Here is a 13,657-nt window from a genome sequence, read left to right on the forward strand (position 1 = left end):
CGGCACCTTCCCCATCTCTTCGGCCGGTTCGTTGCTACATATTCATTGGACTCCCGGCGGGGCCGCGTAAGGCGCCGCATTGGTCCTGAGTTCGGGACCAAAGGGCCTGCTTCCGCCGCGGCCCGGGCCGGGATTGCCCGTCTGACCTGGGAATACGTCGGGGTCTTTGGACCCGACAGACCTTGTGAAAGTATTCACAAGATTTTTCCGGGGTGGTCAGCTCGGGGATTCGGCGCCCTTGCGGGCGTAGTACCACCAGCAGACGACGACGCAGGTCGCGTAGAAGCCCACGAAGCACCACAGGGCGCTGGTGACCGCGAAGTTGGCGAACATCGCGGGGATGAAGAAGAAGCCGTAGGCGGCGATGGCGGCGGTGAAGCCGGTGACGGCGCCGGACTCGATCTCGGACTGCTTCAGTGCCTTGGTGTACTCGGGCGTGCCCTCGGTGAGCCCCTTGAGGTGCTGGTTGCGGAAGATCACCGGGATCTGGCGGAACGTGGAGCCGTTGCCGAAGCCGCTGAACAGGAAGGCCGCGTAGAAGCAGAGGAGGAAGCCGGTGAAGGAGCCGCCGGCGCCGTTCGAGGGCATGAAGGCGATGACGCCGATGATGGACGCGGCCATGCCGACGAACGAGATGATGGTGACGCGGGCGCCGCCCAGCTTGTCGCTGAGCCAGCCGCCGCCCCAGCGGGCGAGCGCGCCGACGGCCGGGCCGATCCAGGCGTACGTGGCGGCCGTGTAGGCGGCGTCGATCGGGGTCCAGGTCGTCTTGATCAGCATCGGCAGCGCGGAGGCGAAGCCGATGAACGAGCCGAAGGTACCGACGTAGAGCCAGGTCATCAGCCAGTTGTGCTTGCGCTTGAAGATGACCTTCTGCTGGCTGAAGGGGGTGGAGGCGACCTTCAGGTCGTTCTGCCCGAACCAGGCGAGCGCGGCCAGCAGCACGAGGACCGGCACCCACAGGAACGCGGCGTTCTGCAGCCACACCGAGCTGCCGTCGGCCTTGTGCTGGGCGGAGCCGAGCGCGAGCGCCGAGGACGTGATGACGATGGGGGTCAGCAGCTGCACGACGGAGACGCCGAGGTTGCCGAGGCCGCCGTTGATGCCGGTGGCGTTGCCCTTCTCGCGCTTGGGGAAGAAGAAGCCGATGTTGGCGAGCGAGGAGGAGAAGTTCGCGCCGCCGAAGCCGCACAGCGCCGCGATGGCGACGAGTGTGGCGTACGAGGTGGAGGTGTCCTGCACCGCGAAGCCGAGCCAGATCAGCGGCACCACCAGGACCACGGTCGACAGGGCGGTGAAGCGGCGCTGCCCGATGCGCGGGCCGAGGAACGTGTAGAAGATCCGGGCCGTACCGCCGGTCAGGCCGGGCACCGCGGTCAGCCAGAACAGCTGCGAGGTGCTGAAATTGAAGCCGACGTCGGCCAGGTTGGTCGCGGTGACGCTCCACACCTGCCACACCACGAAGGCGACGAGCAGGGCGGGGACCGCTATCCACAGGTTGCGGGTGGCGACCCGCTTGCCGACGGACTTCCAGAAGAGGTCGTTCTCCGGTTCCCAGTCGGAGATGACCTGGCCTGGGCGGTACTGCTGTGGGTCGTAGGACCGCGTCGCGTCGTCGACGGACGCGGTCTGCTGGATGGCAGGACTCATGGCGTGTTCCTGGTGGTGAGGTGGGTTCTTCTTGCCTCTCCAGGCTCCCGCCGCGACATAAAGGGCGTTAGGGAACTTGGTCGCCTTCCGGAGGCGCCGAAGGGTCTGGTCGGGGGGCGACCAAGGTCCCGTCGGCGCTCAGGCCCCCTCGGGGACTGCGGCGCCCGTTCTGGCGGCGCCGGCGCGGACCTCGTGCGTGGCGAGCCGCACCTCGGGGTCGTCCAGGCACTGCCCGGTACGCAGGTCGAACTCCTGCTTGTGCATCGGGGAGGCGACGACCGGCACTCCCCCGCGTACGCCCATGATGCCGTCGGCGATGACGCGGGCCCCGGAGAACGGGTCGCGGTCGTCGAGGGCGTAGACCGTGCCGGCCGCGTCCTTGAACAGGGCGGCGCGGGTGCCGTCGGCGAGGACGGCGGGGCGGCCCCGGCCGGGCTCCAGGAACGCGGGATCGGCGCCTGCGGCGGCCTCGAAGCGGGCCAGCGCCTCGGGGTCGTCGAGGACGGCCTGCCACTCGTCGCGGTAGGCGGCGACGTGCCGGTCCATCTGCGCCTCCAGCTCGGCGCCGATGCCGAGGGAGTCCGCGATCAGCACCTCCTTGAGGTGGTCGAGGCCGCCGATCCGCTCGAACCAGGGCGCGGTGCGCTCCAGGCGCTCGGCGGTGCGCACGTAGTACATGAGGAACCGGTCGGTCAGACGCAGCAGTTCGTCGCGGGTGAGGTCGGTGGCGAGGAGGTCGGCGTGGCGGGGGTTGGTGCCGCCGTTGCCGCACACGTACAGGTTCCAGCCGCCGGCGGTGGCGATGACGCCGATGTCCTTGCCGCGGGCCTCGGCGCACTCGCGCAGACAGCCCGAGACGCCGCCCTTGATCTTGTGCGGGGTGCGCAGGCCGCGGTAGCGCAGCTCCAGGTCGATGGCGAGCTGCACGGAGTCGCCCTGTCCGAACCGGCAGAACTTGGAGCCGACGCAGGACTTCACCGTCCGCAGCGACTTGCCGTACGCCTGACCGGACTCCAGCCCTGCACCGACGAGGCGGCGCCAGATCGCGGGCAGTTCCTCCTTGCGGGCGCCGAACAGGTCGATGCGCTGACCGCCGGTGATCTTCGTGTAGAGGCCGTGGTCGCGGGCGATCTCGCCGATGGCGATGAGCTGCTCGGGGGTGATCTCGCCGCCGGGGACGCGCGGGACGACGGAGTAGGTGCCGTCCTTCTGGAGGTTGCCGAGGAAGAGGTCGTTGGAGTCCTGGAGCGCGGCCTGCTCGCCCTCCAGGACGTGGGTGAGGCCGAGTTCGGGGGCGAGAGTGCCGAGGATGTTGGCGACCACGGGCTTGCAGACGGTGCAGCCGTCGGCGGCGCCCGCGCCGGAACCGGAGCCGTGCCGGGCGAGGAGTTCGCTGAAGGAGGCGATGCGTTCGGCGCGGACGACGGCGTACAGCTCGGCGCGGGTCAGCGCGAAGTGCTCGCACAGCCCCCGGGCCACCTCGACGCCGGCGGCGGCGAGTTCGGCGTCCAGGACGGACTGGAGCGTGCCGAGGCAGCCGCCGCAGCCGGTGCCCGCCTTCGTGCAGCGCTTGATGCCGGCGACGTCGGTGAGCCCCTCGGCGGTGACGGCCTCGCGGACGGCGCCCTTGGTGACGTTGTGGCAACTGCACACGACGGCGTCGTCGGGCAGCGCGTCGGCGCCCGGCACGTTCTGCTCGCCGGTGTTGGGCAGGATGTACGCCTCGGGGGCGCCGGGCAGGGTGCGGCCGGCGTGCGGGCGCAGGGTGCCGTAGGCGGCGGCGTCACCGACGAGGATGCCGCCGAGCAGGCGCCCGTCAGGGCCGAGGACGAGCTTCTTGTAGACGCCCTCGCGGGAGTCGGAGAAGACGACGGACACGGCCTCGCCGCCCTCGGGCGTGAACGGGTCGCCGAAGGAGGCCACGTCGGCGCCCATCAGCTTCAGCTTGGTCGAGGTGTCCGCGCCGGTGAACAGGGTGGTGCCGTCGCCCGCGAGGGCGTCCGCGACGGCCTCCGCCATCTGGTAGCCGGGCGCGACGAGACCGTAGACGCGGCCGTCGCTGGTCTGGGCGCACTCGCCGATGGCGTAGACGTACGGGTCGGTGGTGCGGCAGTGCTCGTCCACGACGACGCCGCCCCGGTCACCCACGGCGAGCCCGGCCTCGCGCGCGAGCCGGTCGCGGGGGCGCACACCCGCCGAGAAGACGACGACGTCGGCGCCGAGCGCGCGGCCGTCGGTCAGGCGCAGGGCGCGGGTGCGGCCGTCGGCGTCGGTCTCCACGGCGCGCGCGCCGACGCCGGTGTGCACGGCGACGCCCATCGACTCGATGGTGGAGCGCAGCGCGGCGGAGCCGCCGTCGTCGACCTGGAGCGGCATCAGGCGCGGCGCGAACTCGACGACGTGGGTGGCGAGGCCGAGGGTGCGCAGCGCGCCGGCGGCTTCGAGGCCGAGCAGGCCGCCGCCGATGACGACACCGGTGCGGGCCTCGTCGCGGGCGGCGTAGGCGGTGAGGGACTCGACGTCGTAGAGGGTGCGGTAGGTGAAGCAGCCGGGGGCGTCGGCGCCGTCGATGGGCGGCACGAAGGGGTAGGAGCCGGTGGCGAGGACGAGCGCGTCGTAGGCGACGGTGGACCCGGAGGTGGTGGTGACAGTGCGGGCGGCGGTGTCGATGTGCTCGACGGGGTCGCCCAGGCGCAGGTCGATGCCGTGCTCGGTGAGGAAGTCGGGGCCGCACAGGGCCAGTTCGCCGGGGTCGGTGCCGGTGAACGCGGCGGACAGGTGCACCCGGTCGTAGGCGGGCCGGTCCTCCTCGGCGAGGACGGTGACGCGCCAGTCGCCGAGGGCGCCGCGCTCCGCGAGGAGTTCGAGGAGGTGGTGGCCGACCATGCCGTGTCCGATGAGTACCAGATGGTGGGGCATGGCTCGCGCTCCGGAGGTGCGGGGACAGGGGGTCGCGCCGGTGGCGGCGGTCTCGGCTCGGTCGGCTCTTTCGACGGTAGGCGGGCGGGGGGCGCGGGCCAGGGCGCGTTGGGCCCGACGAAGGGGGACCTGCGGCCCGGGCGCGGGGGCCGTTGGTCCCGGCCGGCGCGGGCGGGCGGCGTCCGGGGCGAAGCGCCCGGCGGCGCGGGACCAACGCCCCGGGAAGGCGGGGCCTTCGGCGGCGGCGCGGGGTGCGGGGCGGGGCGTAGCGTCGTTCTCGACGGGCTGCCCCCGACCTCACCGACGCAGCCCGTGCGGCGCGGCTTCCGGTCCGCGGGGTGCGCGACACCATCCCGCGACCGGGGCCCGCGAGCCCGCCGGGTGCGCGTGATCCGCGCGCCCGCCGCAGGCTGTACGCGCGCGGGCGGACCCGGGGCGCGGGGGCCGGCGGCCGTCCGGCCGGGGCGCGGGGTGCCGCTTTGTCGGTGGCAGGCGGCTTGGAGGGCCCGGCCATGTCTCTCGTACTCGCCGTCCACGGCAGCGCGCTGCCCGCCGCCGGGGCCACCGTGGGGCGCCTGCTCGACGCGGTCGAGGACCGGCTCGGTACGCGGCCCGCGGTCGGGCATCTCGATCATCAACTCCCCTCCCTCGCCCAGGTGCTGGAGGCCCACGCGGTCCCGGGCGGCCCCGGCGCGGGCGAGCCCGGGGTGTCCGCCGACCCCGGTGGTCCCGGTGATCCCGGTGATCCCGGCGACCCCGGTGATCTCGGTGGGGACACCGTCGTGGTCCCGCTGCTGCTGGGCGACGGCTTCCACCGCACCGTCGACATCCCGGCCGTCCTCGCCGCCCACGGGGGCGCCCGGTGCGTCCTGACGCCGAGCCTGAGCGGGGCGCCCGAGCTGGACGCGGCCCTGGCCGACCGCGTCACCGAGGCGCTTGGCGGGGACGATGCGCTCGGCGGCGCCGGGGCGGGCGTCCGGGGCGGGCCACAGGCGTGGGTGTTCGCGGCTGCCGGGTCCTCCCGCCCCGGGGGCAACGGCGGCGCCCTGGTCGCGGCGCGGCGGCTCGCGGCCCGGCTGCACGGGACGCCGGTGGTCACGGCGTACTGCTCGGCGTCCGCGCCGACCGTGCCGCAGGCCCTGGCGGAGCTGCGGGGCGCGGGGTACCGGCGCGTGGGGGTCGTGACGCATCTGCTGGCGCCGGGACGGTTCACGCGGGCGCTGGACGCGATGGGCGCGGACCTCGTCACCGCGCCGCTGGCCGACCATCCGGCGGTGGCCGACCTCGTCGTACGCCGGTACCGGGAGGCCGGGGAGCGGCGATACCAGGAGGGTTCGGGCGAACTGGAGGCGCCGGAGCCCGGGCAGGCGTGCCGCACCGCACACGCCGCCGCCTGATCTGCTGTCCTGGGCGCATGACGCCCACGCCGGACGAGCCCCACCGAGCCCACCAGTCACACCAACCCCACCAGTCACACCGCCCCCACCAGCCACACCACCCCGGCCCACCTCACGAGCTGCGGCGGTCAGCGTTGCGGCGGATGCGGGAGCGCAGTCCGCAGGAGGAGCACCGGGTCGCTTCCTCGCTTGAGCTGTTCTTCGACCTGTGTTTCGTCGTCGCGGTCGCGCAGGGCGGCGTGGAGCTGGTGCACGCCGTCGCCGAGGGGCACGCGGGCGACGGAGTACTGGCGTACGCGCGGATCTTCTTCGCCATCTGGTGGGCGTGGATGAACTTCACGTGGTTCGCCTCCGCGTACGACAACGACGACGTGCTCTACCGGGTCGTCACGCTCGTGCAGATCGCGGGGGTGCTGGTGCTGGCGGCGGGTGTGTCGCGAGCGTTCGAGGACGGCGACTTCACGGTCGTCTTCATCGGTTACGTGATCATGCGGCTGGCGATGGTGGCGCACTGGCTGCGGGCGGCGCGCGCCACGACCGGCGCGGAGCGGGCGGTGGCGCTGCGGTACGCGGGCGGGGTGCTGCTGTGCCAAGTGGGCTGGGTGGCGCTGATGTTCGCGCCGGCCGGGGCGCAGGGCTGGGTCTTCCTGGTGATGGTGCTGGCGGAGCTGAGCGTGCCGATGGTCGCCGAGCGGCACCGGCAGACGGCGTGGCATCCGCACCACATCGCGGAGCGCTACGGGCTGTTCACGATCATCGTGCTCGGCGAGACCATCGCGGCGGCGACCGTCGCCGTGAAGTCCGGCATCGCGGAGAACGACGCGCTCGGGGAGTTGCTGCCGATCGCGGCGGGCGGGCTGCTGATCGTGTTCGCCGCCTGGTGGATCTACTTCGCGGTGCCGATCCACGACCGGCTGCACGCCAACCGGCAGGCCTTCTTGTGGGGGTACGGCCACTACTTCATCTTCGCGTCGGCGGCGGCCATCGGCGCCGGGATCGAGGTCGCCGTCGAGCAGGCCGTCGGCTCGGCGCACCTGTCGACGACGGCGGCTTCGGCGGCCGTGACGGTGCCCTCGGCGGTGTTCCTGCTGATGGTGTGGGCGTTGCACGCACGGCACTTCAAGCGGGGGCTCGCGCAGCAACTGACGTTGCCGGTGGCGGCGGTGCTGGTGCTGGCCTGCACGTTCACCGGGCGGTGGGCGGTGCTCTGGGCGGGCGTCGTCGCGGCGCTGACGGTCGCCGCCGGTGTGCTCCTCGCCGGGCGCGAGCGCCGTGGTACGCAAGGGGCATGACGACTCTCAACGATGCCCTGACCGATGTGCCGGGGCTGCGCGTCGGGCATGCCACGCGCGTGGGCGGCGGGCTGCTGACCGGGACGACGGTGGTGCTCGCGCCGGAGGGCGGTGCGGTCACCGCCGTCGACGTGCGCGGCGGCGGCCCCGGCACCCGGGAGACGGACGCGCTCGACCCGCGCAATCTGGTGCAGCGGGTGGAGGCGGTGGTGCTGACGGGCGGCAGCGCGTTCGGGCTCGACGCGGCGAGCGGGGTGATGGCGTGGCTGGAGGAACAGGGGCGCGGGGTGCCGGTGGGCGGGCCGGGGCAGGTGGTGCCGGTGGTTCCGGCGGCGGCCGTGTTCGATCTCGGCCGGGGCGGCGACTGGCGGGCCAGACCCGACGCGGCGACGGGCCGGGCGGCGGTGGAGGCGGCGGCGGCGAGCCCGCTCGGGGCGCCGGTCGCCGAGGGCAACGTCGGCGCGGGCACCGGTGCGCTCGTCGGGGGCGTCAAGGGCGGTGTCGGTACGGCGTCCACGGTTCTGGAGTCGGGGATCACGGTCGGTGCGCTGGTCGTCGCCAACGCGGCGGGGTCCGCGCTGGACGCGGCTACCGGGGCGCTGTACGGGGAGTTCTTCGCGGGCGCCGGGCCGGTGAGCTACCCCGACCCCGCGACGCACCGGGCGGCCCGTGAGCGGCTTGCGCGGGTCGCGGCGGCGAAGGGTCCGGCCCCGCTGAACACGACGCTGGCCGTCGTCGCCACGGATGCCGTGTTGAGCCGGGCGCAGGCGCGGAAGGTCGCGGGGACGGCGCATGACGGGATGGCGCGGGCCGTGCGGCCGGTGCATGGTCTGAACGACGGTGACACGGTGTTCGCCCTCGCTACGGGGGTGCGGGCGTTGCCCTCGGGGGCGCTTGCGTTGAACTCGGTTCTGGAGGCTGGGGCGGATCTTGTCACCCGGGCGGTTGTGCGGGCGGTGCGGGCGGCGGTGTCGGTTTCCGCCGAGGCGGGGGGTCCGTATTTGTCCTACACGGACCTCTACGGGCTGCCTGCGGCTGCGGCTTCGTGACCATCTGCGGGTGGGTGGGGCGTCTCGCGCAGTTCCCCGCGCCCCTAGGCAGTCGTTCACCTGCGGCCCGGTGGGTGGCCGCTCGCGCAGTTCCCCGCGCCCCTTTGGGGCACGACCGTGCGTGGTCATCCGCGGGTGCATGGGGCTTCTCGCGCAGTTCCCCGCGCCCCTTCGGGGCACTACCGTGCGTGGTCATCCTCCGGCCGGTGGGGCTTCTCGCGCAGTTCCCCGCGCCCCTGGAAGCGGGGCTTCGCCCCTGCTTCCCCGGGGGGAGGTGGCGACGTAGTCGCCCCTCCAGGGGCGCGGGGAACTGCGCGATCAGCCACGACGAAAGTCGAGGAAACCCACCGGCCGGAGCCACCCACCTACCTAGGGGCGAGCCCCACCAGCCCGCAGGCAACCCCGCACGGGAGTGCCCCGTACGCCTCCAACCCCGGCCCCCTTTCACACCCGCCCCGTAACAGACGTAACAGAACCGTCTCCGTGTCTGCTCTCACACCGCCCCGAAGGAACCTTTCCGGTCAGCCGGCGCTCTCTCCTGACGCCGGTCACGACCGGCCACCGGGGCGCTGGGCCCCCGTCACCCAAGAACACCCCACGGAACAGGAGCAGACCCGTGAGCAGGCAGAAGACCGTCGTCGCGTACGCCGCACTCGCCCTCGGCGCACTGACCCTCACGGCCTGCGGCGGCAACGCGAACGCGGACAACCCCAAGGGCGGCGCGGACCGCGCGGACGACTCCCCGCGCATCACGATCTCCGCGAAGGACGGCTCGACCGGCGCCTCCATCAACGCCACCGGCGTCAAGGTCAGCGCCGGCAAGCTGACCCAGGTCACGATGGTGCCGGCGGCCGGCGGGAAGGCCGTGCCCGGCACGATCAGCGCCGACGGCGCCACGTGGAAGCCGAAGGAGCAGCTTGACCGCGGCACCAAGTACCGCGTCTCGGCGACCGCGAAGGACGGCGAGGGCCACACCGCCGCCGCCAACTCGATCTTCACGACGGTCTCCGGCGCCAACAGCTTCATCGGTACGTACACGCCCGACGACGGCACGACGGTCGGCGTGGGCATGCCGGTCTCGTTCACGTTCGACAAGGCGATCAGCGACAAGAAGGCCGTGCAGTCGCACATCAAGGTCAGCTCCAGCAGCGGCCAGCAGGTCGTCGGCCACTGGTTCGGCGCGCAGCGCCTGGACTTCCGGCCGGAGGACTACTGGAAGGCCGGCTCCAAGGTCACCATGAAGATCGACCTGGAGGGCGTGCGGGGCGCTCCGGGCGTGCGCGGCGTGCAGAGCAAGACCGTGACGTTCACCGTGGGCCGCAAGCAGGTCTCCACGGTCGACGTGAACACGCAGAAGATGACCGTCGTACGGGACGGCCGCACCCTGCGCTCGGTCCCGGTGTCGACGGGCAGCGCGCAGCACCCCACGTACAACGGGCGCATGGTCATCTCCGAGAAGTTCGTGCAGACCCGGATGAACGGGTCGACGGTCGGCTTCGGCGGCGAGTACGACATCGCGGACGTGCCGCACGCGATGCGGCTGTCGCAGTCCGGGACGTTCATCCACGGCAACTACTGGAGCTCGCCCGGCATCTTCGGCGCGCAGGGCACGAGTCACGGCTGTGTCGGCATGCGGGACGTGAAGGGCGCGGGCGGCGACACGACCGCCAAGTGGTTCTTCGACAACTCCCTGGTCGGGGACGTCGTGGAGGTCCGCAACTCGCACGACAAGACCATCGCCCCGGACAACGGCCTCAACGGCTGGAACATGGACTGGTCGCAGTGGAAGGCCGGCAGCGCCGTCTGACGGCACCTCACACGGGCTTTCACAGCCCCTCACGGCCCCTCGCAGCGGCGGCCGTCTCCACGGGCCGCGCGGGAACCTCCCGCGCGGCCCGCGCGTTATGCAAGTACGTTGTTCAATTCCCGCTTGCCGTTTGCCATTTCGCGGACATGATGTCGGACCCAGGGGCTACGGTATGCACCCACGAGGTGACACGAAGCAATACCGGGAGGTGCCTTGAGCGTTCCGCACGACTTCCAGTCCGCCGTCGAGTCCGGCGTCGCGTCCGGCTGCGCGGACGACACCGAGTCGCACACGTCACCCGCCGAGCATCTGACACGCCTGCTCGGCCGCGCGCTCAACTCCTTCGAACTGCCCGACGAGGTCCTCGCCCGCCTCGACAGCGCGCTGGTGTACGCCGGTTCGCTGCACTCCGCGCACCACAGCGCGGGCCGCCACCGCGAGACGTACCGGCACACCTGGCTGCTGGCGGACGGCGGTTCGCTGACCCTGTGGGAGCTGGTCCACAACACCGGGCGGGACGGCCTGCCCCAGCACGAGGTGTACGTCAGCGAGGAAGAACTGCATCTGGCGACGGGCCGGCTCCCGCTGCCGCCGGAGGCCGCCCCCGACCTCGACCTGCGCTGCGCGGTCGCCCCTGAGCAACTGCCGCCGCTGCCGCCCCAGCGGCACAGCTTCACCCCGGCGGACCCGCGCGGCTCCGTCGACCACGCGCGCCGCCTGCTGCGCCGCGCGGAGAACCCGGAGCCGGAGACGCGCCCGGGACCCGGCACGGCGCGGCTGCTGCGGGAGGCGTGCGCGCACCAGATCACGCAGGCGTTCGGCCGCCGCGTCAGTCACGGGTTCGCGCTGTACGAGCACGCGTTCCTGCTCCGCGACGGCGCCGAGGTCAGCCTCTGGGAGGTCGAGCACACGGCGACGCCGGACGGGCGGCACATGTGCGAGGTGTATCTCTCGCAGGAAGCGGCCCGCGCGGCCATCGACCGCCGCGCCGCCACGGCGAGAGCACCACGGGCGCGGGGCTGCGGCGGCGCGCCCACGAACTGAGCCGGCGCGAGCTGCGCGGGCCGGTCAGCGGGTCAGCCCGTCAGCGGTCAGCCGGTCAGCGGGTGAACTGCCGTACCAGGCCCGCGAAAGCGTCCTGCTCGTCGGCGGTCAGCGGCACCGACTCCACGGCGGGGGCCCGCGCCTGTCCCGGCAGCGCGCCGAGCGGCAGCGCGGGCAGCGGCTCGGGCGGGGCGAGGGCGACGACGCGTACGAGGCGGACGAGACCGACCACCCAGGCCACCGTGGCGACCGCGAGGAGCGCCAGACCTATCTGCTGAAGGATCGACACGTGCTCAGGCATGCGTCCAGTGAACACCACGGTCCGGGACTTTGGTCCCGGACCGTGACGTATCTCGCATGAACGGACAGTTCGACCTTGGCGGGCCGGGGGCGCCGCCCCCGGGTCAGACGGTCGCGGGCGCCGCCTCCTCCGCCGCGGGCCGCTCGGTGGCCGGGGCGCCCGGGTTCGACGGGCGCAGCCCCTTGAGCAGCACCACCAGGGCGGCCGTGACGCAGACACCGGCGGCGACGGCCACCAGGTAGAGCCAGGGGCTGCCGATGAGGGGGACGACGAAGATGCCGCCGTGCGGGGCGCGCAGGGTGCAGCCGAACGCCATGGACAGGGCGCCGGTGACCGCGCCGCCCGCCATCGACGCGGGGATGACGCGCAGCGGGTCGGCGGCGGCGAAGGGGATCGCGCCCTCGGTGATGAAGGAGGCGCCGAGCACCCAGGCCGCCTTGCCGTTCTCCCGTTCGGACTTGGTGAACAGCGCGCCGCGCACGGTGGTGGCGAGGGCCATCGCCAGCGGCGGCACCATACCGGCGGCCATCACGGCGGCCATGACCTTCAGGGAGCCGTCCGTGGGGCTGGCGAGGCCGCCGACCGCGAAGGCGTACGCGACCTTGTTGAGCGGGCCGCCGAGGTCGAAGCAGACCATCAGGCCGAGGATGACGCCGAGGACGAGGGCGTTGGCGCCGGACAGCGAGTTGAGCCAGTCGGTGAGGGCGCTCTGCAGCGAGGCGATGGGCTTGCCGATGACGACGAACATCAGGAAGCCGACGACGATCGAGGAGAGCAGCGGGATCACGACGACGGGCATGATGCCGCGCAGCACGGCCGGCACGTTCACCTTCTGGATCGCCATGACGACCCCGCCCGCGATCAGGCCCGCGGCGAGACCGCCGAGGAAGCCCGCCTCGGTGGTGAGCGCGATGGAGCCGCCGACGAACCCGGGCACGAGCCCCGGCCGGTCCGCCATGCCGTACGCGATATAGCCGGCCAGCACCGGGACGAGGAACGCGAACGCGGCCTGGCCGGTGTAGAAGAGGAGCGCGGCCCAGCTCTGCGAGGAGCCCCAGTCGAAGCTGTCGAGCAGCGTCTGGACCTTCACGTCCGAGATCTTGTAGCCGCCGATGGCGAAGCCGAGCGCGATGAGCAGACCGCCGGCCGCGACGAAGGGCACCATGTAACTGACGCCCGACATCAGCCACTTGCGCAGCTTCGTCCCGTAACCGTCCGCGGAATCGCCCGCGTTGTCCACAGGTGTGGACGGCGCGTCGGCGGCGCCGGTGGTCTCGCCCCGGGCGGCCTTCTCGCGGACCTCGCCGATGAGTTCGGCGGGGCGGTTGATGCCGGCCTTCACGCCGACGTCCACGGTGGGCTTGCCGGCGAAGCGTTCCTTCTCCCGTACGGGGACGTCGTGGGCGAAGATCACGCCGTCGGCGGCGGCGATGAGCGCCGGGTCGAGGCGGGTGAAGCCGGCGGAGCCCTGGGTCTCGACGACGAGTTCGACGCCGTCGGTGGCGCGGCCGGCGTTCTCCAGGGACTCGGCGGCCATATAGGTGTGGGCGATGCCGGTGGGGCAGGAAGTGACGGCGACGATCCTGAAGGGCCGAGCCGCCGCCCCCTCCTCCGGCGCGGGCGCCTCCTCCGGCGCGGGTGCCGCGTGAGGCGCAGGCGCCGCGTCCGGTACGGGGGTGCCGGCCGGGGAGCCGGACGGCTCGGCGTCGCCCCTGATCAGCGCCGCCGCCTCCCCCGCGTCCCGCACGGCCCGCAGCGCCGCCTTGAAGTCCTCGTCCATCAACTGGCGGGCCAGCGACGACAGGATCGTCAGGTGGGCGTCGTCGGCCCCGGCGGGCGCGGCGATCAGGAAGATCAGGTCGGCCGGGCCGTCCGGCGCGCCGAAGTCGACGCCGCCGGCCGCGCGGCCGAACGCGAGCGTCGGCTCGGTGACATGGGTGCTGCGGCAGTGCGGGATGCCGATGCCGCCGTCGAGGCCGGTCGGCATCTGGGCCTCGCGGGCGGCGACATCCGCGAGGAAGCCGTCGAGGTCGGTGACGCGGCCCTGCGCGACCATGCGCTCGGCCAGCGAACGTGCCGCCGCCTCTTTGGTGTCGGCGGACAGGTCGAGGTCGACCAGGTCCGCGGTGATCATCTCCGTCATCGCGGGCTCCTTTGCTCACGCATCGGCGGGGTGGGGACGGGGGGCGGCAGGAGTA

The 13,657-nt window shown here is 73.0% G+C and carries 9 protein-coding genes; 5 read left to right on the top strand and 4 right to left on the bottom strand.

Annotation, left to right across the window (positions count from 1 at the left end; genetic code table 11):
* Positions 1–216: 216 nt before the first annotated feature.
* Both ACZ7LY_RS23610 and nirB read right to left on the bottom strand, forming a co-directional pair.
* On the bottom strand, positions 217–1,650 hold the full coding sequence (locus tag ACZ7LY_RS23610; RefSeq protein ID WP_471626653.1) for a NarK family nitrate/nitrite MFS transporter: 1,434 nt from the start codon (positions 1,648–1,650) through the stop codon (positions 217–219).
* Positions 1,651–1,788: 138 nt separating this feature from the next.
* The gene (nirB, locus tag ACZ7LY_RS23615; protein ID WP_471626654.1) at positions 1,789–4,569 is read right to left on the bottom strand and encodes a nitrite reductase large subunit NirB; all 2,781 of its coding nucleotides are present in this window, start codon (positions 4,567–4,569) and stop codon (positions 1,789–1,791) included.
* A 512-nt stretch (positions 4,570–5,081) separates the two neighbouring features.
* Here nirB and ACZ7LY_RS23620 point away from each other — a divergent pair.
* From ACZ7LY_RS23620 to ACZ7LY_RS23640, 5 genes are all read left to right on the top strand, one after another.
* Positions 5,082–5,966: a sirohydrochlorin chelatase gene (locus ACZ7LY_RS23620; RefSeq protein ID WP_471626655.1), complete on the top strand. Its 885-nt coding sequence runs from the start codon at positions 5,082–5,084 to the stop codon at positions 5,964–5,966.
* 143 nt (positions 5,967–6,109) lie between these two features.
* Positions 6,110–7,258: a low temperature requirement protein A gene (locus ACZ7LY_RS23625; protein WP_471626656.1), complete on the top strand. Its 1,149-nt coding sequence runs from the start codon at positions 6,110–6,112 to the stop codon at positions 7,256–7,258.
* Positions 7,255–8,307, top strand: coding sequence for a P1 family peptidase (locus tag ACZ7LY_RS23630; RefSeq protein ID WP_471626657.1), 1,053 nt, complete (start codon positions 7,255–7,257; stop codon positions 8,305–8,307). Before ACZ7LY_RS23625 ends, ACZ7LY_RS23630 begins: the two co-directional genes overlap by 4 nt.
* 616 nt (positions 8,308–8,923) lie before the next feature.
* The gene (locus ACZ7LY_RS23635; protein ID WP_471626658.1) at positions 8,924–10,114 is read left to right on the top strand and encodes a L,D-transpeptidase; all 1,191 of its coding nucleotides are present in this window, start codon (positions 8,924–8,926) and stop codon (positions 10,112–10,114) included.
* Between the two features lie 213 nt (positions 10,115–10,327).
* Positions 10,328–11,158: a DUF6227 family protein gene (locus tag ACZ7LY_RS23640; protein WP_471626659.1), complete on the top strand. Its 831-nt coding sequence runs from the start codon at positions 10,328–10,330 to the stop codon at positions 11,156–11,158.
* Between the two features lie 55 nt (positions 11,159–11,213).
* On the opposite strand, the gene ACZ7LY_RS23645 is transcribed toward ACZ7LY_RS23640, so the two are convergent.
* Together ACZ7LY_RS23645 and ACZ7LY_RS23650 are read right to left on the bottom strand one after the other, a co-directional pair.
* Entirely contained in the window at positions 11,214–11,459 is a 246-nt protein-coding gene (locus ACZ7LY_RS23645) for a hypothetical protein (protein WP_471626660.1), read from the bottom strand.
* A 103-nt stretch (positions 11,460–11,562) separates the two neighbouring features.
* Positions 11,563–13,602 carry a PTS fructose transporter subunit IIABC gene (locus ACZ7LY_RS23650; protein WP_471626661.1) on the bottom strand — a complete coding sequence of 680 codons (2,040 nt, stop codon included), beginning with the start codon at positions 13,600–13,602 and terminating at the stop codon, positions 11,563–11,565.
* Between the last annotated feature and the right edge of the window lie 55 nt (positions 13,603–13,657).

It is taken from the genome of Streptomyces sp. NPDC107550 (genome assembly GCF_055639095.1).